Source organism: Paenibacillus sp. JT22N12 (assembly GCF_056269365.1).
Genome location: NZ_JBWDNU010000003.1, coordinates 787,702 through 806,680, shown reverse-complemented (window position 1 = coordinate 806,680; position 18,979 = coordinate 787,702). Strand labels below are relative to the sequence as shown.

Here is an 18,979-nt window from a genome sequence, read left to right as displayed (position 1 = left end):
TTTTTCTTCCTCCATGTCCGATCTTCTTGTAATAAACAATACGTTTAACCTGAATTAATCCTCAATATCTGCCCAAAACTCTTCGTCCACATCCAATTTGATCTGGGAGCGGAACACGCGTCTTTGGTATTGCTTAAGCATATACTGCTCGATCGCTTCCAGCAGGTTGGCTTCGACCAGATACTGGCTGCGGCCCTGCACCCAAACCTCGGCGGTATAGCCATACTGCTCGTCCCAGGACAATTGCGCTTCTACCGCGGTAGGAGGAAGGCCTTTGCGATCCGCAATATTCAGGCAAATCGCATTGATGATCTCATCCGTATAGATCCTCATTATTAATAGGAGCCCCGGTTGTTCGGATTGGATGGCCTGCGCCGGTTACGGAAGTAATGGATGATACCCCGTATGGCCGCAATCAGAATGTAGATCGCGAGCACGTTGACGATCAATCCCAGAAAATTGCCCAGGAATCCCATTCCTCCGAATATTCCGCCGAACAGCAGGCCGGCAAGACCGCCAATCATCAAACCTCGCATTAAGCTGCCGCCGCTGAAAAAACCGCGTTTCGTTGTTGCAGCCGTCCCTGATTTTACGGCACCGCTTGTCCCGCCTGTCGATTTATTTATTCCGCTATCGGGATTCTTTGCGGGATGTTGGGTAAAGCCTTGTCTGGGAGACTTGAAGCCTCCGCCTCTTTTGGCATCTACCGATCCCACACTGACAGCAAAGAAGAGTGTGAACGCCATGAACAACATTAAACCTTTTTTCATCTGTCATTCTCCTTCTGGTATTTAGGCGATGAAAGGATCATTGCCTTTCCCTTCAATTACGTCTAATATGATCAAAGGTTTCACTTTTAATGCGTATCACGTCGAAATTCAGGAGGATAGCAATGGGAGATGTCAACTACCCAAAGGCCTATATTTTATATTTAGTGGAATTTCATGGAACGCGAGATTACTTTGAATGTCATGAGCTGCTGGAGGAATATTGGAAAGAGCATCCTGGTGATGCGTATGCAGATACCTGGGTCGGTCTGATACAAATTGCGGTTGGCTCCTATCATCACCGCCGTGGCAATCTGCGCGGCGCGGCCAAAATGCTCGGGCAATCGCTGGACCGGCTGGTGCCTCAACATCTGGAAGAGCTCGGCCTGGACGGACATCAACTGATTCGCATGGTGAGAGAGCGCCTTGCCGGATTGGAAGTGGAGGGGCCGTTCCGCGATATGAACCTGCCGCTTGCGGATGAAGCGCTGAGGCTCGAATGTGAAGAGATTTGCAGCTCCCGGAATCTCGTATGGGGTGCAGAGAGCCCGGAGGATCAAGAACTATTGCACCGTCATACGCTGCGGGATCGGAGCGATGTCATCACAGCAAGAGCGGCAGCCGCGGCGGCCAAGAAAACAAGAAGACGTCAAACGGACAAGTAAGGACGGAAGAGGAATCTTGACCGCATGAGGAATGGGAGCCAATTTTCTCATTGACAATGATATTGATTATCATTATCATAGTTTAAGGGCGATGAACGCATCATCTTACATAATGGACGCTCTATAACTTACAGAGAAAAGCAGGAGGAACTCATGAATCATTCGCGTAAAGAACGTTCTTTAAAATTCACCTTGGCATTGAGCGTCTTGCTGGTGATGACCGTATTTCTGGCGGCATGCGGCGGGGCTGGCAAGGCTGATAATAACAGCGGCGCCGGTACACCGGCAGCAGGCAATTCCGCCACCAGCCCAACAGGAGATTCGGCAGCTCCGGAAGGCAGCGGCACAGACACGCCCAACGAAGCGCAAACTGAGAAAACCGTGACGGATGCGATGGGTCATGAAGTGACGATTCCGGCTGATCCGCAGCGGATTCTTGCTTCTTATCTTGAGGATCATCTGGTCGCACTGGGCATCAAGCCCATAGCCCAATGGTCGATTGGGCCGGAAAGTGTCCAGGATTATTTGCAGGGGGATTTGAAGGGCATTCCGATTATCAGCTACGATCTGCCGCTCGAGGCGGTGGCAAGCTTCTCGCCTGATCTGATCCTGATTGGCTCCGAGTCGCAGGTTCAAAAAGGTCTTTATGAGCAATATGCCAAAATAGCACCGACCTACGTGATTGGCGATGAAATCAATAAAGACTGGCGCAAGACGCTGCTCAAGATAGGCGAGCTGCTTGGCAAGACGGAGGCGGCCGAACAGGCGCTGAAGGATTATGACCAGAAGGTGGCCGATACCAAGGCGAAGCTTCAGCAATCCATCGGCACACAATCCGCGGCGATCCTGTGGCTGGTGCAGAAGCAGTTCTATATCGTGGACGAAACCCGTTCCAGCGGCGCCGTTCTGTATGGCGATCTTGGCATGACGCCTCCGAATCTGGTGTCCGATATTACGGCTGACCAGAAAGCTACCTGGAGTCCCGTATCGCTGGAGAAGCTGGCTGGACTTAATGCGGATCATATCTTCCTGGTGAACAGCGACAAAACGACGGAAACACTGGACAGTCCAATCTGGAAGAATCTCCCTGCCGTTAAGGCTGGCCATGTTTATGAGATGCCTTCAACCAGCAGCTGGCTGTACAGCGGTTACGAAGCAGGCGGGCAGATCATGGACGATACGCTCAAAATGCTCGTAAAATAACAAGCCGAAACAAAAAAAGTGTACAGCTCCTGTCCCAGACAGTAAGGCTGCACACTTTTTGTTTGCAAATGAGAACCCATTAAACAGGGGGCAGCGGCGCGCTCTAAAAAAACATCCTAGTTCTGCTTGCTCTCCACAATATCGTAGCCTTTGGTCAGCAGATCCAGCTTTCCGGTCCCGGGGTGGATAATCAGGCCATGAACCGGTGTTTTGGGCGGCAGCAGCGGATGATTGCGGATAATGCTGACGCTCTTCAGCACGCTGTCATGGACATCGTCGAACCCGGTAAGCCAGCGCTTGAGATCCATTCCGGAATGCAGCAGCGTGTTGATGGTTTCGTCCTTGATCCCGTTCTCCGTCATATGCAGGATGACGTTTTCCGGGTCGAGTCCGGTCATTCCGCATTCATGATGGCCGATGACGAGCACCTCGTCAGCGCCCAGCTCATAAACCGCGATCAGTACGCTGCGCATAATATTGCCGAAGGGCTGGGTGATGATGCCGCCGGCGTTTTTGATGATTTTGGCATCACCGTTGCGCAGGTTCAGCGCTTTTGGCAGCAGCTCGGTCAAGCGGGTGTCCATACAAGTGACAATAACCATCTTCTTGTCGGGAAAACGGTCGGTCAGATACTGCTCGTACTCGCGATTTTCAACAAAATGATCATTAAAGGATAAAATATTCTCGATGTTCCTCACGTTTACTCACCAATCCTAATCTCTCTAGTTATGTAATCCGGTTGTGGTTCTATTCAAATTCAAACTGTTTACCTCGTGATCAAAATTGAACGTTTTGAATATCTTCTTTCAGCAATCTCAGGTTCGTGGTGTAGATCTGGTTGTCACTCTTCAGGCTGAAGGCATGCCGCGACTTGTCAAAGTCGATGCGCAGGCTTGGCTCAAAGAAAACCTCGTAATTCGGATCGTACCAGACGGAGAAGGGATCTCCTTCGCCCAGCTTGTTGTCAGCCGCAGGAGCCTTGATAAGCTGCAGGGTGGGGACGCCGTTTACGGCGCAGCCGCAGCCCTCGGTATCATACATTAGCCGCAGGCTTCGATCATCATCTTTTATCTGTTCGGACAATTGCTCCACGGCTGAGGGGGTAAAGGTAAAATGCATGGAATGAAGCTCCTCTCGAATGATGGGATCTCTTAAACTAAACATGGATTAAAGTTGATTATACGTTTTGAGAAAAGTATGATCAAGTAGGGGCTTTATTTGGATAAGGCCATGGCCGTGAAGACGGCGGTTTTTTTGCAGAAATACGATTATCATTTCCGGAAAGGTGGAATCTGTATGACGACAAGCGTTGAGCAGGCATTGAGCTCGTTTCGCGAGCGGATTGCCCAAATCAAGAGCTATGAGGAAGCATTGGGCGTGCTGTATTGGGATTTGCGCACCGGCGCTCCCCGCAAGGGAATGGAGGCCAGGAGCGAAGCGATCGGAATGCTGTCCGGTCAAATGTTCAAGCTCTCCACCGCGCCGGAGCTTGGCGAGTGGCTGACGGAGCTGGAGCAGGAAGGAAACCAATCGGGCTTAAGCGAGATAGACCGCAGGCTGGTCAAGGAAACGCGCAAGGATTACGACCGCAGCGTGAAAATCCCGCCCAAGCTTTATCAGGAATATGTGGTGCTGACCTCGCAAGCCGAATCCATGTGGGAAGAGGCCAAGGCAAAAAGCGACTATGCGTCGTTTGAGCCCTATTTGGATAAAATCATTACATATAATAATCAGTTCATCGATCTGTGGGGCCCTGGAGCTACCCGCTATGATACGCTGCTTGATGCTTATGAGCCGGGTATGACTACCTCTGAGCTGGATCAGGTATTCGGAGGGCTCCGTGAGAAGCTCGTTCCGCTTGCTGCGGCTATTGCCGCATCGCCTCATCAGCCCGAGCGCGGATTCCTGAAACAAACCTTCGCCAAGGAAGCCCAGAAGAAATTCAGTTTGTTCATTCTGGAGCAGATGGGCTTTGATTTCACGGGTGGACGGCTTGATGAGAGCGTGCATCCGTTCGCAACCGGTCTGAACCCGGGGGATGTGCGGATTACGACCCGTTATTTGACGGATGATGTGACAAGCGCGCTGTTCGGAACGATCCATGAGGGCGGTCACGCGCTTTATGAGCAGAACATCATGAAAGAACTTATTGGAACGACGCTCTGCACCGGTACTTCTATGGGGATTCACGAATCGCAGTCTCGTTTCTGGGAAAATGTGATCGGACGCAGCAAGCCGTTCTGGGGCCGTTATTTCGGAGATTTGCAGCGGCATTTTCCCGGTCAGCTGGATGTGGGTGTCGAGGATTTCTACCGCGCCACCAATGTGGTGAAGCCTTCGCTTATCCGTATCGAAGCGGATGAACTGACCTATAATCTCCATATTATTATCCGCTACGAGATGGAGAAGCTTATTTTCAACGAAGGGGTCAAAGCCTCCGAGCTCCCTGCGCTGTGGAACGAGAAGTACCGCGAATATCTGGGAGTTGTGCCGCAAAACGACGGGGAAGGCGTGCTGCAGGATGTCCACTGGTCCGGCGGGGCATTCGGCTACTTCCCTTCCTATTCGCTGGGCAACATGTATGCCGCTCAAATAACCGTCACCATGGAGCAGGAGATTCCGGGCTTCTGGGGCCTGGTCGAGCGCGGCGAGCTTCTTCCCATTAAAGCATGGCTGACGGACAAGGTCTATCAATACGGCAAGCTCCGGACGCCTTCGGAGCTCATTAATGCCATTACCGGCAAGCCGCTTGATCCCGATTATTTGGTCGCTTACCTGGAGAAGAAATACAGCGATATTTACAAATTATAATTGAAACGTCGTTGGGATCTGCCGATATTGAGCAAAGAGGTCAACCAGAATCAATCTGGTTGGCCTTTTTTTGATCTTATAGCATGTATAAGTTTCACGGCTATAAAGGTCTATAAGTCTTGAAGGAAGAAACTAACTAACTTTGCCGCAAAGGACGGCGCAGCCGGTTCTTCTTATCTTGCCGGGCTGCTTTGCTGCCAGGACAATTGTTTTTTCGAAGGCTTCCCTATGGTCTATGATGTCAGGTAATCTCCATTTTTTTTCTCAAGTCTTGATGTTTGTTTCACCACAAGGGTTCCCTCTGCATAGGCTGTTCTACAGAATAGTTTGCTTTTCAGGGGAGGGAATTTCATATGCGGATTTCAAAAAGGCTGCCATTACTGCTGGCTCTGCTCCTGGTGACGGCGGTTATGGCAGGATGCGGCCAGAAGGCTGACGGGCCAGTCAAGGTGCGGATCGGCGAGGTTACCAGGTCTTTATTCTATGCGCCGCAGTATGTGGCGGTGGAGGAAGGCTTTTTCAAGGATGAGGGCCTGGAGATTGATTTGCAGACAACGCCGGGGGGCGACAAGACGATGACGGCTCTGCTCACAGATGCGATTGACGTGGCGCTGGTGGGCTCGGAAACCTCGATTTACGTCTACCAGCAGGACAGCAAGGATCCCGTGATCAATTTTGCGCAGGTGACCCAGACGGACGGCACATTTCTCGTATCGCGCGGGCCTGTGGAGAACTTCGACTGGAATCAGCTGAAAGGGAGTGAATTTCTGGGTCAGCGTAGTAGTCGGTTAGTGATACCTAAACTTTATACGTGATGTTTACGTGCTCCCCGTTGGTAATCCTTACTGCAGAGACAATCTGCCTTATTGCATTCTTAACTATTCCTCTGTGACCGGATAACATGTCCTCCAAGAAAGAGCCTGCTCTATCCTTCAATTTAACTAACAACTGGGAATCTAATCCTTCATCAGATTTTTTTAATTCAAGTAACAATTGATCACGTTCTTGGGTTATACGATCCCTCGCCATCCTGTAGTCATCTTTTGAAATTTCGTCATCTTCATAAAGTTCAATTTGCTTTTGCATTTTTATATCTAATTTTTTCAAACGGTCCTTTACGGATTGTTTATCAATTTCGAAAGTGCTCGTTTTTTCAACCATCACCACTGATGCCTGGTTCTTCTCAGATATGCTTTGGATTTGTTGCATCACTAACTCTTCAATTCCGTCACGGTAAATGTAGTGTCTGAAGCATTCACCCTTTTTTTGATAACTGGAGCACAGGTAAATGAAGTATTCACGTTCACCTTTTTTTCTGTAACTGCCCACCATTCTTGCTCCACAATGAGCACATACAATTAGTCCAGACAGTAACCAACGATCATTGTCGGCTTGTTTACGTCCTATGCTTCTCGAAGAGAGGGCAGTTTGTAAATTTTCAAAAGTATCATTATCTATAATTGGTTCATGATGATCTTTGATAATTATCCATTCTTCTCTAGGACGGATCTTCTTTATTTTCTTATGAACATATGTGCGGTTATAAACAAATGTTCCGCATAGCGTTTCTCGATGAAGCAACTTTCTAACGGCTCCTTCAGAAAAAGTATTCCCCTCTTTGGTGAGTACTTTAAGCTCGTTTAACTGTTTGGCAATCTTTAAGCATCCGTCGCCGCGGAAGACACTTTCGACCATTTTCAATACATAATCTGCTTCAGCCTTATTTATCTTATAGTGTCCGTCTACGATGTCATATCCGAAACAAGGACGGGCAACTGTTCTATTGGTGTTGCGAACAATCGATTTCATGTTGTCGCGAACTCGTTCTCTGTTGCGCTCGCGCTCGAATTCAGCAAAGGCGCCTAGAATTTGTAGCACCATTCTACCGGCTGGCGTTGAAGTGTCAAAAGATTCACTTGACGATGCATAACCGCAATGTTTGGATTCCAAAAAATCTACAGCAGTAAGCAAGTCGAGAAGGTTACGACAGAGCCTATCTAATTTGGTGGTAACAACGATATCGTACTTTTCTGCATTCGCCATCAATTCATTCAGTTTTGGACGGTCCATATCTTTAGCGGAATAGCCATCATCACAAAAATGATCTACATCATCCCAACCCATTGCCTTACAGTACGCTCTCAGTCTTTCCTCTTGTTCAAATAGCGAATTACCCTTGTCGGCTTGTTCATCGGTGCTTACGCGGGTATAAATGGCGACTTTCATTTACCGCTCACCCGCCTTATGCTCAAATATATCGCCAACATTCACCTCTAAAAAGGTACAGAGCTTGTCGATTGTCTCCAGGTCTACACGCTTGGCCTTGTCGTGATAAAGTCCTGATACTGTATTTATTGCTAACCCTGTACCGGCAACAACATCTGTAACTTTAAGTCTTTTACGCCCCATTATTTCGCTGAGTTTATTTTCAATCATTATTAATCCCTCCTGCAAATTAATATACATTAGCTGAATAAAAATATCAACTAGTTAATATTTTATATTGACTTTATTATCAGGAAGTGGTATATTTGTATCAGGAAGTTGATAGAACAAGCTTCCCGAGAGGGTGAAAGAAATGAACAAGCTGACAATTAGCGCATTTGAAAAAATGCAAAAAAGAGAACACCTCTTGCGCGGGTTGCGTGACCAGATGGGCCTGGGGCGCATAACGCGAGAGGTGTTCCGGGAAGAAAGTTACAAGGTCATCGAGAGGTACAAGCTCACCGATGACGAACAGCTCGCTTACGAGCAGTTCAGCAAGGTACAGCAGCAGCGCAAGCGCCGCTAGAGTATCGGAGGGAGTTAGCCGCTCCCTCCACCTGATTTTAACATAGCAGCAGCAATAAATAAATGAGTTACAGGATGCCGGCGGGCTTACGCGGGGAGGTATAATGGGGATGGCAAAGGTTATTGATTTTCCGTCTGAGCGGGTCGCTAAAGGCGTTCATGTTCATTGGCCTGAATTGAAGGAGCGCAAGGTAAACGGGCAAATGGATGCTCGTTTGTGTCACTACGGGAATCATTACTACTTGCGAACGAAGCTTGAGTTAAAAGGGCAGGGCACTTCCTTGGTCGATTATGACGACGCGGGGAATCTCAAGTATAAGGTGACGATTCGAGCTTTTGAAAAGCTCAAGGAGCAATATTCAATCAGTATGGAGCGTTATTTGGATTAGTCAAAGCCCTTCGGGGACTTCCAGGAGGTGACAGTTATGAGCGGTCTTAAGGGACTGAAGCATCTGGATTATGCCGTATATGGCAATATCATCGTCCCGATGCTGATGTTTGACGTGGAGGTTATGTTCCGTCTCTACGACGACAGCGACTCAGGGAAATGCCGGATCGTTTGCCGGCCGCGTAAAAAAAAGTAATCCCCTTGATAACTGTCGGGGGCATTGGAGCATATGCTTGTTTTATTAAAGCCCTTCGGGGCCTTAACGGAGGAAAAGCGAATGATGAACAAGGTAGCACTTGAGCGGATTATCGGCAGAGAGCTTACGGACGCAGAACGCCGGTCGGTCGAATGGATCAATGGCTGGGAGCCAGAAATAGGGCTGACCTCACCTTGATGCAACTCGTAATCGCTGCGAAAGAGAAGGGGCAAAAAGAAGGAACTACAACCGCCTGATGAGCTGCCGGAGGGATACCGGTCGGGAAATTAAAAAATAGAGCAGGAGGGGATCGCCCCTTACCTGCTCTATTTGCTGTTTACTTCTATTTTCTCGATCAACTGCGCTCCGGAATTCTTGACATTCCCTACATCCTTCGAAACAGGATATTGGACCATTTCATCTGCAGGATATGGAACAAGTAAAGATTGCAAATGCTCTTTATCTGTATTCTCGGGATCGAGCCAAGTATCAACTGCTGAAGACTCCAGAATAACTGGCATGCGGTCATGTACGTCTTTAACGAGATCATTCGGGGTTGTGGTAATGATCGTACAGCTTCGCATCTTCTCGCCGTCCGGCTGCGTCCATTCATCCCATAAGCCAGCATATCCGTAGACTGATTTATCCTTAAGTTCAAACCGGTACGGCTGCTTGTCCGAGCCTTCCTTTTTCCATTCGTAGAATCCGTCTGCCGGTATTACGACACGTTGGCTCTTAAGAAGACGGCCGAAGGCAGGCTTTTCCTGAACGGTCTCGGCGCGTGCGTTGATCATCTTAAAACCAACCTTGATGTCCTTTGCCCAGAAAGGCACCAAGCCCCAGCGAAAGCCCTCAAGGACACGTTTACCATCCTGATTGATAACGACAGGGACAATATGAGTCGGGGCCACATTATAATTCGGCTTGTATTTCTCATAACGAACATCACCATCAGCGATCATAAAAGCTGTGATCATTTCCTCAAGAGTCGAATAAATCGTATAACGTCCGCACATATACTCCACCTCCAGGATTTCTTTACCCCATATTAGATGGAATGAGTTAAGTAGGCTATAGGTAATTTTTACTTTAGGTGATAAAGATATTATGAAAATTTTCTCAATAAAATAGGAAGAAGCTATAAACCATTAGATTTTATATAGGTTATATTTATAACATGGGAAATCGAGAAGAGAACAGCACCCGACACAATCATGTGCCTGTTTGCCGGCGGTAGGTGGCCTTGAGCGTAAAGAATCCTACGAAGAGTCGCAAGGGTAGCAAATGCGGGGTTCAACATTCAAGACTTGGTTTCCTTAAAAACCATCACCAGCCGCACATAATTGACGTGAGACAAACGAGAAGGGGATTGACCGCTAAATGGACATCCTCTATTGCAACGCCTCAGAATCGAAATATGAGCGTCTGGGAATGGTATATAGGGAGTGAGAAAAATGTAGTGAGCAGTTTGCAACGCGAAGCGGAAGCTTGAGGCGATCTGGAGCAGAAGTAGCACATACATGTGGGATTGGTGTAACGGTAGCACATTCCTCTTGATGGGGGTCGGTGGCGGTTCAAATCCGCTTTCCCGCTGCTTTTTTGTCATTGTAGATTCTCTCTTTCGGGGAAAAGGACCCGTCTTGGCCGATTGGGGCCCTTTTTCCAACTAATACCTCATACTTCTGAGCGTCCCTTGTGGGCGCTCATTTTCGTTACGCCGCTTCTGTGGGGCATATCTTGCCCTTTAACCAACCCCCTCCTAGGGCCGGGACCATACCGGTTAAGATGCGGCTCGTGGGCGCTTGTGGCAGGCGTCAGTAACTGCCATTTAATTTCAGTGGAATAAGAACACGTGTTCGGTATATAATAGCCACACTATACTTATATAGGAGTGGTGTCCGATGGACAATACCAAGAAATTAACCCCGGGCGGGAATTGGATGTGGGAGGGAAGCCGGATGATGCTGCCTGAACATAAGCTTCAGCTTAATGAGCATCAGCGTGATCTAAAGCGTCGGCCAGAAGGAAATGAGCTGGATGAGCAAGAGTTGCAACTGATCTCGCAAGAGATTCGTGAATCGCTCGAACAAAAGACCCTTATCGGGCTGAAGCTTTTCGATCCTTGGGAACAGCGGCAAGTGATCGGGGTTGTTGAGCGTGTGGATCAGCGCGGCGGCCGCTTTATGGTTGATGGTGAATGGTTTAAGATTCATGAGGTCGAGGGCAGGTTGTCTGCGGAATAATAAATGGTCAATCTTCTGTCAAATCTCATTCATTTCAAGGAGAGGTTTTTTGCCGCTCTTCGTCGAATGCGATTATGATGGAGGTGGATTGATGTCGGATTACATGATTCGGGGCTTTGTATACGGAAAAACCCCGTATGAATTCAATGGTAAAATTGACGTACACAACAACTCTCGATTTGTCGCTAAAATCACGATTCTCGATCCCCACGGGGAATCACAAAATTTCACATATATATCAGGCAGCGAAGAAGAAGCCAAAAAATATATTAAAGATTCGTGGTTTGAATTGGAAGCCAGTGTATCTTATCAAGAAGAAAATCGTCTCTAAACAGGTACATAGTCAATTTCACAGAAAAGACTGGTTGAGAACTGGTCTTTTTTTGTGTCTTTGGAGCATGGGACGTTAACACATAAAGACATAGGTCTAACACATTTTTTTCCCGATCAAATAGTATAACATGAGTTAATTTTCGGGAGAGGAGTGTTTCTTATGAAAAAACCAATAACAGCAAAAAGAAAACAGACACATGTGCATGAATTTGAAGGCAGTACCAAATTAGCAGAACAAGGATCAGATAGACATAATCATCGATTTGCAGGTGTTACCGGTCAAGTAATCCCAGTAGGTAACAGTCATATTCATGAAATAGATCTAACGCATACTGATTTCTTTAACCACTTTCATAATCTCAAAAAAATTAGGACCGGACGTGCAATTTCTGTTGGCAACGGTAAGCATGTACATTTTGTAAAAGGAATGACTACACTGAATGATGGCCATGTGCATCAGTTTAATTTCGCTACCTTAATTCAAGAACCACTTGTATGATATAAAAAACTCATCGACAAGAATAAAATCGAGTCATTAAATTTTTTGAATATAAACGATTTTAGCACCCTAACCGGTGCTTTTTTTATTGCAACCAAACGAAGGAGGAATGATGATGGCAGCTCAGATTTATGTAGGGCCAACGGTGCAAGGATTGAATCAAAATGCGGTTTATGCGACAGGATTGCCCGCAAGCCTGCAGCCGATTGTGGATGCATCGGCAGATATTAAACTGCTCCTTGTCCCACTGGAAAAAGCAGCCGCGGCACTGGCGGCGATTAAGAAAGCAGGAACACCGGAATATGCCGCCTTCACGAGATTGAAAGGCGCCCCTCCTACGCCGGGAGCTGACCAGCCGGATCCGAACACACCGACCACGGTCCCAATCGATGTCACGCTGCAGGATGGGACAACCGCCGCGGGCGCCGGAAAGTCGTATACCGCAACCAAAGATTCCGTTATTACCCTTGTGGTGACCGGTACCAGTACAAGCCGGTCAATCAAGTTTGAGATTGCGCCGCCTGGTTCTGCAGCGTTCATTTCTCATGCGGCGTTGAGCGTATCTGATTTGGGCAAAAAAGATACAGGGACAACCGGAGGGACTGATACCGTTCCGGAAGGCTGGCGAGTGAGTGTGCCCGTAGGCTGGACGTTCCGGGCTTCCATTACGGCTGTCACTGGCGGAAATGTGACGGTTAAGGGGAAGGTGGTCACATCATGACATTGGATTATGGTGAGGTGGCTCTTGGCATGGTGGCTGATAACCTTGCAGCTGCTCGCGTCAGGGAAATGTACCGGGATCCGGCAGGGAGATTGTTTCTTGACAATGTCGCGGAATCCCAACGTAATAACACGCAATTAATTGTTCAATGTATCTTGGACTCTCTCACGGCTTCCAGGACCTACATAAAGACATTCCGCCCCCTGATGCAGGACACGCTGGGTAATGGAGGCATTGGGTATGTGGCCTTTAACAATTCCATGACGGTCGAGGATGGGCTATCTTTTGGCATCGTCGGCGGCGGCAGCCAGCAGACAAACGCGGGGTTTGATCCGATAGCTACGCCCGATTGTATTTTTAATCCGTCGTTGTATTTCTTAAGGTACACCGCTGCTGTAAATGGCTCTATGGACTTGGCGGCACCGCAGGCGTTATTTGACTCCGCAACGGCCTATTATTTGAAAAAGCCAGACGGTGGAACGTTTAACTGGCGTGATGGCAACTCAGCCGCAAATAATATCGCGATTAACACGGCCAATGCCACAAAAGAACTCGGATTCGTGACCCGGACCGGCTGGCCTGCACAGAAAAACAACTTGGTCCGGGCCAGTGGTATAAATGGGAATGTTCATCTCATTGGAGCTGATCTGAGGCTGGGCACGACGGGATGCGTTATTCACCGCACCGCGCAGCCGAGCACGAAGCTGCGACAAGTCGCACAATTGGATGGCGCTGCCTATACGGCATTCCTGCGGCAGTCCGGATGTCATTTGCTGATTTTCAATGCGGGCATGAATGACGCGCCGGGCGGATCGGCAGAGCAGTACGAAGCGGACGCCAGGACGGTATTAGGGTGGGCGCGAGATGCCAATCCAAGCGCGGCCATTTTGCTGCTGCTGCCGAATGATACAAGCGACAGCGCGAAGAACGCAGCCCTGCAATCCTATCGTCTGAGACTTCGGGATGTTATCGCTCCTGAATTCAGGGCCATGGTTTTCGATGAACGTTTAGCTTTAGGCAGTTATGCCCAAGCTGTCGCAGCGTCCTTAATGATGGATACGATTCACCCGAATGATTTGGGCAGCATGTTAAGGGGTAGAGCGATCTTCAATTTCTTGGGCGGCACAGCCCTGAGAGATGTCAGGAGAATACTTGCTGCATAATTACTCCAATATTGAAGATAAATGGTCTTCAATTTCGTTAATAGTCTGAAGCGATTTATCATAGATATCAACCAATGTCTGCATTACTGACTTATCAATACTATCGAATTTGAAATCGTTCCATCGAACAACATTAGAATTCTTTAGTTTCTCAGGATTCATAGGGTTTTTGTTGACAGGATCAAAAACTATAGTTTCACCGTCTACATTTATTGCGTCAAATCTAGGTGAATTAAATATCACTATATTTGTTCCATTCACACTTTCCATTTGAACTAATGTGTTCTCAATATATGTTTGTGGTGTGAATTTCCTATGCTTATTAATATTGGATAAGACAGTTAAATGTCTTAGCCATTGAGTTTTATCGATATAGGGCTGCTGTTTCTCTATCAATGAGACAATATCTATGTGCTCAGCTCTGAGACCTATAAAGACGTTATTTATAAATTTATCAAAAGTTTCTTTATTATTGCTACAAGGGAATGAAACTTTCCTTTCGATATTAGCTAAATCTCGGGGTTTTATATTTTTGACACAAAAACTAGAGAAGATATGAAAAGCAGTATATTCAAGAGCAGATCTAGAACCATTCAAGATTTTGTATATATTCACTAGTAAATAAGGATCTGTTGCATCTTGGTTATTAAGTGATTCTTGATAAATTTCAGTTGTCTCTTCTAGCAAATTACGAGTGTCATGCAACAAAATATAGGATTCTTCAAGTATCATAATACTCCTCCAAAATCAGTAATTTTAGAATCATCATAGCAGTTGGGAATATATGTGTCATTTTTAATGCAAAAAAAAGCGTTTGGGCAAGTGGGAATGCGTGTTCGTGAGTATGCGCCTGTTACCTTAAGCAAATCAGCCGATCACGGCGCTTTACGTCACTTGCTCGGATTTGTATAATGCTTTTATCTCTTCTTCCTCTCTAGTAACTAAGTACAAGGATCTTAATGCACGAGCGTAGCGTTACGTGCGCGGTTTATCCGCTGCTGTATGGGGTGGGTTTTAACACACCGGCTGTGTAACTTAATACCGTATAATAGAGGCCACTCCACAACGGGTGGTCTTTTGTATGAAGCCTATTAATTCAAAATGTGCGAATATACCACGCCATTCGTCTCGTCCGATATTTGACTTCTTTCATATGCTGATGGGTAGTAACTCATTCACTTATGAAATGGAGTGATCTTTACTAAATGCCAACTATAAAAAATTGCAAAAAAAGGTCACCACACAAAATCGTAAGGAATTGTACATCGATCAAGCAATTGCAAGACCAATTGCAGGCCCAATTACAAGCTCAATTGCAATTCCAAGCGCAAGTACAATCCCAATTGCAAGCTCAAGCACAAGCTCAACTACAATTTCAATCACAAGTGCAATCACAGATCCTGGATCAGTCGCAGGCTCAACTGCAGACGACAGTTCAATTACAAGCTCAGATTTCGGCTCTGCATCAAGAACAATTACAATGGCAAACCCAAATGCAGAGGCAGACGCAGAGTGAAAAGACGACCGTGAATATCAGATCATGTGACCGTCCTGAGCCACCACCACCTTCTATTTAAATCGTTTTGACGGATTAATTATCTGGCCACTCCATAGCGGGTATCTATTTTATTGTCCAACGAATATTTGAAACGGAGATGATGAAGAATATGCATAGGATAAAAACTATACAGCGAGGCTGAGTTAATGACCAAGACTTTGATAACAAATATTGTCGACGCTGCTTTATTTACATTAAGTGTACGAATCACAATACGCACGTATAAAAAAATTCAGGAACAACTGAGTAAGACTGATAAGTAAGGTGGCCACTCCATAGCTGGTGGCTTTTTTTGTTAGAGGGCTGATTACTCAACAAGCATTACATCTGGCCACCATTTGAGACGATTTATTTCATCATTGAGTATTTTCTTTTTAACCTCATCAGTTGCTAATGAATAAATAGATCTACAATCCTCAGACATAGACTGGTGAGGAACAATTATTGTAACAGAAGCCTTTATTTCAGTTATTGCAAGTTGATCAGCTAAGATAGCTCTATGATTGCCACCGTAGCATACGACATATTTTCCTTCAGGTAGTCTGACTAAATGTAAACCACTAGGGAAAGGATCATTCCATCCATGATGAGCAACTCTTCTTTTCAAGTTCTTCATACTATCATCATCACATATCGTTTCATAAGGTCTAGAGAGGCCGATAATATCCTTTGTTTTAATTAAGCATAGCGATTCAATATCGTAACTTGGATCATTTGTGTAATCGTAATAGTCCTCTTCTTCTAACCATCTCTTCTTCATATCCATCACCTCATTGATATTATAGGGTAGGGTGGTTAAAATGACTGTCGAACGTTGTAATTAAACTAAAAGGGTCCTTCTGGGACTTGGAAGAAATGCGGGTGCGCGTGAGCCCGAAATCCGTTTAGTTTTTATTTTAAAAAATTACTTTCGCTTTCTGTTTGGGGAGACCCATATAGAAGGCTTTTTTATTTTCCGCTTCGAATAAAGCGATAAGTTTTGGTTATCACCTATTCGGTCATTAAAGCGAAAGTGAGGTGGGTTATATTGGCGAAACCGAGAGTGAAGCCTGGGCCGAAGAAAAAATCAGAAGTGTCAACGTCCGAATTAGCCGCAATCGTGGGCAAAACACCGCAATGGATTCGCCAATTGACCCGGGACCGTGTCCTATTTCAGGTCGGAAAGGGCAAATATATCCTTGCAGATGCTGTTCAGGCATACATTTTGCACGTATCCGGAGGGGCAAAAGACGACGGCAAGCCGACTTTTACGGATCATAAGACCGAGCATGAGCGCATAAAAACGGAAAAAGCGGCTCTGGAATTGGCAGAAATGCAGGGGAATCTCCATTCTTCAGAGGATGTTCAGGTCCTGATGAGCGATATGATCGTCACCGCGAAGACCAAACTGCTCGCCATACCATCAAGAGTCAGCCTGCAGTTGGATGGAGAACCGTCTACGGTGGTCGAGAAGGTGCTGAACAAGGAAATCAGCGCAGCCCTGTCGAGCTTGACCGGTTATAACCCGTCTCAGTTTGGACGGGAGGCAGGTGAAGAGGATGATACCGAAGAAGACGGCTGACCTATTCAAGGAGATTGCACGACTATGGGAGCCGCGTCCCCCGTTAAGTGTGTCTGAGTGGGCAGATCAACATCGCATCCTTTCACCTGAAGCATCGGCGGAGCCGGGGCCATGGCGCACCGAGCGCGTGCCCTACATGAAAGAGATAATGGACGCGGTAAACGAACCTCTCACGGAGGAAATCGCAATTATGGCGTCAGCTCAGGTAGCAAAGACGGAAATGCTGCTGAATACAGTAGGTTACTTTGCAGATCAGGAGCCCGGCCCAATCATTTATATGCTTCCGGACAAGGGCTTGATTAAGGCGGCAAGCCAAGAGCGGATCACGCCTATGATTACCGCGAGCCCCCGGCTTAAAAAGGTGTTCGCGGCAGCCAAGGGCAGAAGCGCGGCTAACACCATCGCGAAGAAAAGCTTCCTTGGCGGCTATGTGGCGCTGGTCGGCGCTAACTCGCCAGCTGCATTGTCTTCTCGTCCAGCCAGGGTGGTTCTTGCAGATGAAGTGGACCGTTTCCCCGTATCAGCCGGTAAGGAGGGCGATCCGGTAGACCTGGTTACAAAGCGGACCACAACCTTCCACAACCGCAAACACATCTTTGTCTCGACGCCGCTGCTTGAAGAAACGTCCCGTATCAACAAGCTATATCAGGACAGCACACAGGAACGATGGTGTTTGCCGTGTCCTTCGTGTGAGGAACTGCGGGCACTTGATTTCAGTTGCCTGAAATTCACGCGGGACGAGATCACCAACGAGGTGGAGAACGTAGAAGCGGTGTGTAAAGCATGTGGATCGATCCATTCCGAAAAAGACTGGAAGAGTGGAAACGGGCAATGGGTTGCTCAGCAGAAGCATCCGAGCAGAAGGGGGTTTCACCTCAGTCAGCTCGTGAGCCCGTGGGTAACTTGGAAGAAAATCGTCACGGGTTTTTTAAAGGCGAAGGACGATCCGGAAATGCTTCAAGTGTGGACCAATACAGTCATGGGCGAAACTTGGCGCACGACCGGAGAAAAGCTGGACGAAAACGAGCTGATGCAGCGCGGTGAAGTCTACGAGGCGGACGTGCCGGATGGAGTTAAGATCCTGCTGGCAACCGTCGATACTCAGGACAATCGTTTTGAGATCGAGGTGAAAGGTTGGGGAGCGGGTCGGGAAAGCTGGGGCATTCGCTTCCATGTTATCCATGGCGATTTATCCCAATCTAAAATATGGGCTGACCTGGACGAATTCCTAAAGCGGAAGTGGACTGACTCTTATGGGCGTTCCTTCAGCATTACGGCTGCCTTTATTGATTCGGGTGGTCATTACACCGGAAGCGTGTATAAGTTCTGTGCGCCGCGCCTTGGTCGCCGGATTTATGCAATAAAAGGGGAAGGAAAAGAATTCGGCGGCTACGTTCCGCTGTACAACGGTTACACCACGAATAACCGTTACAAGGCGACGATTATTCGGATCGGCGTTGATGAAGGGAAATATCGAGCGACCCTTGACCTCAATCGTAAGAGGTACGGTCCGGGTTATTGTCACTTCCCTGCGAATCAACCGGGGCACGACAACCGAGGGTACACTGAAGATTTTTTCCTTGGTCTAACTGCGGAAACGCTGGTAAAGAAGAAACGAATGGGAGTCACGTATCAGATTTGGCAACCTATACGCAAGCGCAATGAACCGTTCGATTTGCATGTCTATCAACTCGCCTTATTGGAACTATTGAATCCCAATTTAGATGAGATGCTACCGAAGGCTGTCGGGGAAGGGGCGCAGAAGGCAGCTGCCCCTAAGGCTACTCGGCGCCGTGGAACGGACAGCAGTGTTTAACCTGAGAGGAGGTGAGAAAGGAAATGCCATTGTACACACTTGAGGTTGCACAACGACACCTTAACTCTTGGCTCGCTGCAGAGCTTGCTCTTACAACTGGACAGTCTTATTCGATTGGTACACGGTCTCTTACGCGGGTCGATTTGACTGATGTCATGAAGCAGATTGCTTACTGGCAGAGGCAGGTGGCAGACTGTAACAGGACAGCAGCCGGCCAGAAGGCGAGAAGCCGGGTCCGCAGGTATGTTCCGACTGATTTATGAGC

General features: G+C 47.4%; 23 protein-coding genes and 1 pseudogene. 15 read left to right on the top strand and 9 right to left on the bottom strand.

What is annotated here, in order from left to right; genetic code table 11:
- Nucleotides 1-54 precede the first annotated feature (54 nt).
- Together AC0YOA_RS15155 and AC0YOA_RS15150 are read right to left on the bottom strand one after the other, a co-directional pair.
- Complete coding sequence (locus AC0YOA_RS15155) at nucleotides 55-333, bottom strand: YxcD family protein (protein WP_210040483.1); 279 nt, start codon at nucleotides 331-333, stop codon at nucleotides 55-57.
- 2 nt (nucleotides 334-335) lie between these two features.
- Nucleotides 336-770, bottom strand: a complete 435-nt coding sequence (locus AC0YOA_RS15150; protein ID WP_475787295.1) for a hypothetical protein — start codon at nucleotides 768-770, stop codon at nucleotides 336-338.
- 122 nt (nucleotides 771-892) lie between these two features.
- Between AC0YOA_RS15150 and AC0YOA_RS15145 the strand changes: the two genes are divergently transcribed.
- Together AC0YOA_RS15145 and AC0YOA_RS15140 are read left to right on the top strand one after the other, a co-directional pair.
- The gene (locus AC0YOA_RS15145) at nucleotides 893-1,432 is read left to right on the top strand and encodes a DUF309 domain-containing protein (protein ID WP_475787294.1); all 540 of its coding nucleotides are present in this window, start codon (nucleotides 893-895) and stop codon (nucleotides 1,430-1,432) included.
- 153 nt (nucleotides 1,433-1,585) lie between these two features.
- Nucleotides 1,586-2,635, top strand: coding sequence for an iron-hydroxamate ABC transporter substrate-binding protein (locus tag AC0YOA_RS15140; protein ID WP_475787293.1), 1,050 nt, complete (start codon nucleotides 1,586-1,588; stop codon nucleotides 2,633-2,635).
- 116 nt (nucleotides 2,636-2,751) lie between these two features.
- On the opposite strand, the gene AC0YOA_RS15135 is transcribed toward AC0YOA_RS15140, so the two are convergent.
- Nucleotides 2,752-3,333, bottom strand: coding sequence for a beta-class carbonic anhydrase (locus AC0YOA_RS15135; protein WP_475787292.1), 582 nt, complete (start codon nucleotides 3,331-3,333; stop codon nucleotides 2,752-2,754).
- Between the two features lie 79 nt (nucleotides 3,334-3,412).
- Entirely contained in the window at nucleotides 3,413-3,754 is a 342-nt protein-coding gene (locus AC0YOA_RS15130; protein ID WP_475787291.1) for an iron-sulfur cluster biosynthesis family protein, read from the bottom strand.
- A gap of 177 nt (nucleotides 3,755-3,931) precedes the next feature.
- On the opposite strand from AC0YOA_RS15130, the gene AC0YOA_RS15125 reads away from it, so the two are divergent.
- On the top strand, nucleotides 3,932-5,446 hold the full coding sequence (locus AC0YOA_RS15125; protein WP_475787290.1) for a carboxypeptidase M32: 1,515 nt from the start codon (nucleotides 3,932-3,934) through the stop codon (nucleotides 5,444-5,446).
- Nucleotides 5,447-5,799: 353 nt separating this feature from the next.
- Nucleotides 5,800-6,225, top strand: a pseudogene (locus tag AC0YOA_RS15120) (ABC transporter substrate-binding protein); the annotation flags it as partial.
- Between the two features lie 19 nt (nucleotides 6,226-6,244).
- Here AC0YOA_RS15120 and AC0YOA_RS15115 read toward each other — a convergent pair.
- Complete coding sequence (locus tag AC0YOA_RS15115; protein ID WP_475787289.1) at nucleotides 6,245-7,672, bottom strand: recombinase family protein; 1,428 nt, start codon at nucleotides 7,670-7,672, stop codon at nucleotides 6,245-6,247.
- A complete protein-coding gene (locus AC0YOA_RS15110) occupies nucleotides 7,673-7,882 on the bottom strand; it encodes a helix-turn-helix domain-containing protein (protein WP_475787288.1) in 210 nt (69 codons plus the stop codon).
- Nucleotides 7,883-8,024: 142 nt separating this feature from the next.
- Here AC0YOA_RS15110 and AC0YOA_RS15105 point away from each other — a divergent pair, with 142 nt between their 5' ends.
- From AC0YOA_RS15105 to AC0YOA_RS15095, 3 genes are all read left to right on the top strand, one after another.
- On the top strand, nucleotides 8,025-8,237 hold the full coding sequence (locus AC0YOA_RS15105) for a hypothetical protein (RefSeq protein ID WP_475787287.1): 213 nt from the start codon (nucleotides 8,025-8,027) through the stop codon (nucleotides 8,235-8,237).
- Between the two features lie 109 nt (nucleotides 8,238-8,346).
- On the top strand, nucleotides 8,347-8,625 hold the full coding sequence (locus AC0YOA_RS15100) for a hypothetical protein (protein ID WP_475787286.1): 279 nt from the start codon (nucleotides 8,347-8,349) through the stop codon (nucleotides 8,623-8,625).
- Nucleotides 8,626-8,661: 36 nt separating this feature from the next.
- Entirely contained in the window at nucleotides 8,662-8,820 is a 159-nt protein-coding gene (locus AC0YOA_RS15095; RefSeq protein WP_475787285.1) for a hypothetical protein, read from the top strand.
- Nucleotides 8,821-9,146: 326 nt separating this feature from the next.
- On the opposite strand, the gene AC0YOA_RS15090 is transcribed toward AC0YOA_RS15095, so the two are convergent.
- Nucleotides 9,147-9,836 (bottom strand): SOS response-associated peptidase, encoded by a 690-nt coding sequence (locus AC0YOA_RS15090; RefSeq protein ID WP_475787284.1) that lies wholly within the window; start codon nucleotides 9,834-9,836, stop codon nucleotides 9,147-9,149.
- Between the two features lie 885 nt (nucleotides 9,837-10,721).
- On the opposite strand from AC0YOA_RS15090, the gene AC0YOA_RS15085 reads away from it, so the two are divergent.
- From AC0YOA_RS15085 to AC0YOA_RS15065, 5 genes are all read left to right on the top strand, one after another.
- The gene (locus AC0YOA_RS15085; protein ID WP_475787283.1) at nucleotides 10,722-11,063 is read left to right on the top strand and encodes a YolD-like family protein; all 342 of its coding nucleotides are present in this window, start codon (nucleotides 10,722-10,724) and stop codon (nucleotides 11,061-11,063) included.
- Nucleotides 11,064-11,154: 91 nt separating this feature from the next.
- Nucleotides 11,155-11,394 (top strand): hypothetical protein, encoded by a 240-nt coding sequence (locus tag AC0YOA_RS15080; protein WP_475787282.1) that lies wholly within the window; start codon nucleotides 11,155-11,157, stop codon nucleotides 11,392-11,394.
- A 162-nt stretch (nucleotides 11,395-11,556) separates the two neighbouring features.
- Nucleotides 11,557-11,895 (top strand): YmaF family protein, encoded by a 339-nt coding sequence (locus tag AC0YOA_RS15075; protein WP_475787281.1) that lies wholly within the window; start codon nucleotides 11,557-11,559, stop codon nucleotides 11,893-11,895.
- A gap of 109 nt (nucleotides 11,896-12,004) precedes the next feature.
- Nucleotides 12,005-12,616, top strand: a complete 612-nt coding sequence (locus AC0YOA_RS15070; protein WP_475787280.1) for a hypothetical protein — start codon at nucleotides 12,005-12,007, stop codon at nucleotides 12,614-12,616.
- Nucleotides 12,613-13,779, top strand: coding sequence for an SGNH/GDSL hydrolase family protein (locus tag AC0YOA_RS15065; protein ID WP_475787279.1), 1,167 nt, complete (start codon nucleotides 12,613-12,615; stop codon nucleotides 13,777-13,779). The genes AC0YOA_RS15070 and AC0YOA_RS15065 overlap by 4 nt, the downstream gene beginning before the upstream one ends.
- Here the strand turns inward: AC0YOA_RS15065 and AC0YOA_RS15060 are convergent, their stop codons facing one another.
- Together AC0YOA_RS15060 and AC0YOA_RS15055 are read right to left on the bottom strand one after the other, a co-directional pair.
- A complete protein-coding gene (locus AC0YOA_RS15060; protein ID WP_475787278.1) occupies nucleotides 13,780-14,511 on the bottom strand; it encodes a hypothetical protein in 732 nt (243 codons plus the stop codon). It abuts the gene before it with no gap.
- A 1,133-nt stretch (nucleotides 14,512-15,644) separates the two neighbouring features.
- Complete coding sequence (locus tag AC0YOA_RS15055; protein WP_475787277.1) at nucleotides 15,645-16,097, bottom strand: hypothetical protein; 453 nt, start codon at nucleotides 16,095-16,097, stop codon at nucleotides 15,645-15,647.
- A 267-nt stretch (nucleotides 16,098-16,364) separates the two neighbouring features.
- Between AC0YOA_RS15055 and AC0YOA_RS15050 the strand changes: the two genes are divergently transcribed.
- The 3 genes from AC0YOA_RS15050 to AC0YOA_RS15040 are packed head-to-tail and all read left to right on the top strand — an operon-like array spanning nucleotide 16,365 to nucleotide 18,977.
- Nucleotides 16,365-16,898 (top strand): hypothetical protein, encoded by a 534-nt coding sequence (locus AC0YOA_RS15050; RefSeq protein WP_475787276.1) that lies wholly within the window; start codon nucleotides 16,365-16,367, stop codon nucleotides 16,896-16,898.
- The gene (locus tag AC0YOA_RS15045) at nucleotides 16,876-18,714 is read left to right on the top strand and encodes a phage terminase large subunit family protein (protein WP_475787275.1); all 1,839 of its coding nucleotides are present in this window, start codon (nucleotides 16,876-16,878) and stop codon (nucleotides 18,712-18,714) included. Before AC0YOA_RS15050 ends, AC0YOA_RS15045 begins: the two co-directional genes overlap by 23 nt.
- 23 nt (nucleotides 18,715-18,737) lie before the next feature.
- Nucleotides 18,738-18,977: a DUF6148 family protein gene (locus AC0YOA_RS15040; RefSeq protein WP_475787274.1), complete on the top strand. Its 240-nt coding sequence runs from the start codon at nucleotides 18,738-18,740 to the stop codon at nucleotides 18,975-18,977.
- Nucleotides 18,978-18,979 lie beyond the last annotated feature (2 nt).

Excerpts from the sequence above, each read along its gene's own strand:
- AC0YOA_RS15155 (WP_210040483.1), bottom strand. The coding sequence starts at position 333 with ATGAGGATCTATACGGATGAGATCATCAATGCGATTTGCCTGAATATT.
- AC0YOA_RS15150 (WP_475787295.1), bottom strand. The coding sequence starts at position 770 with ATGAAAAAAGGTTTAATGTTGTTCATGGCGTTCACACTCTTCTTTGCT.
- AC0YOA_RS15145 (WP_475787294.1), top strand. The coding sequence starts at position 893 with ATGGGAGATGTCAACTACCCAAAGGCCTATATTTTATATTTAGTGGAA.
- AC0YOA_RS15140 (WP_475787293.1), top strand. The coding sequence starts at position 1,586 with ATGAATCATTCGCGTAAAGAACGTTCTTTAAAATTCACCTTGGCATTG.
- AC0YOA_RS15130 (WP_475787291.1), bottom strand. The coding sequence starts at position 3,754 with ATGCATTTTACCTTTACCCCCTCAGCCGTGGAGCAATTGTCCGAACAG.
- AC0YOA_RS15125 (WP_475787290.1), top strand. The coding sequence starts at position 3,932 with ATGACGACAAGCGTTGAGCAGGCATTGAGCTCGTTTCGCGAGCGGATT.
- AC0YOA_RS15115 (WP_475787289.1), bottom strand. The coding sequence starts at position 7,672 with ATGAAAGTCGCCATTTATACCCGCGTAAGCACCGATGAACAAGCCGAC.
- AC0YOA_RS15110 (WP_475787288.1), bottom strand. The coding sequence starts at position 7,882 with ATGATTGAAAATAAACTCAGCGAAATAATGGGGCGTAAAAGACTTAAA.
- AC0YOA_RS15105 (WP_475787287.1), top strand. The coding sequence starts at position 8,025 with ATGAACAAGCTGACAATTAGCGCATTTGAAAAAATGCAAAAAAGAGAA.
- AC0YOA_RS15100 (WP_475787286.1), top strand. The coding sequence starts at position 8,347 with ATGGCAAAGGTTATTGATTTTCCGTCTGAGCGGGTCGCTAAAGGCGTT.
- AC0YOA_RS15095 (WP_475787285.1), top strand. The coding sequence starts at position 8,662 with ATGAGCGGTCTTAAGGGACTGAAGCATCTGGATTATGCCGTATATGGC.
- AC0YOA_RS15090 (WP_475787284.1), bottom strand. The coding sequence starts at position 9,836 with ATGTGCGGACGTTATACGATTTATTCGACTCTTGAGGAAATGATCACA.
- AC0YOA_RS15085 (WP_475787283.1), top strand. The coding sequence starts at position 10,722 with ATGGACAATACCAAGAAATTAACCCCGGGCGGGAATTGGATGTGGGAG.
- AC0YOA_RS15080 (WP_475787282.1), top strand. The coding sequence starts at position 11,155 with ATGTCGGATTACATGATTCGGGGCTTTGTATACGGAAAAACCCCGTAT.
- AC0YOA_RS15075 (WP_475787281.1), top strand. The coding sequence starts at position 11,557 with ATGAAAAAACCAATAACAGCAAAAAGAAAACAGACACATGTGCATGAA.
- AC0YOA_RS15070 (WP_475787280.1), top strand. The coding sequence starts at position 12,005 with ATGATGATGGCAGCTCAGATTTATGTAGGGCCAACGGTGCAAGGATTG.
- AC0YOA_RS15065 (WP_475787279.1), top strand. The coding sequence starts at position 12,613 with ATGACATTGGATTATGGTGAGGTGGCTCTTGGCATGGTGGCTGATAAC.
- AC0YOA_RS15060 (WP_475787278.1), bottom strand. The coding sequence starts at position 14,511 with ATGATACTTGAAGAATCCTATATTTTGTTGCATGACACTCGTAATTTG.
- AC0YOA_RS15055 (WP_475787277.1), bottom strand. The coding sequence starts at position 16,097 with ATGAAGAAGAGATGGTTAGAAGAAGAGGACTATTACGATTACACAAAT.
- AC0YOA_RS15045 (WP_475787275.1), top strand. The coding sequence starts at position 16,876 with ATGATACCGAAGAAGACGGCTGACCTATTCAAGGAGATTGCACGACTA.
- AC0YOA_RS15040 (WP_475787274.1), top strand. The coding sequence starts at position 18,738 with ATGCCATTGTACACACTTGAGGTTGCACAACGACACCTTAACTCTTGG.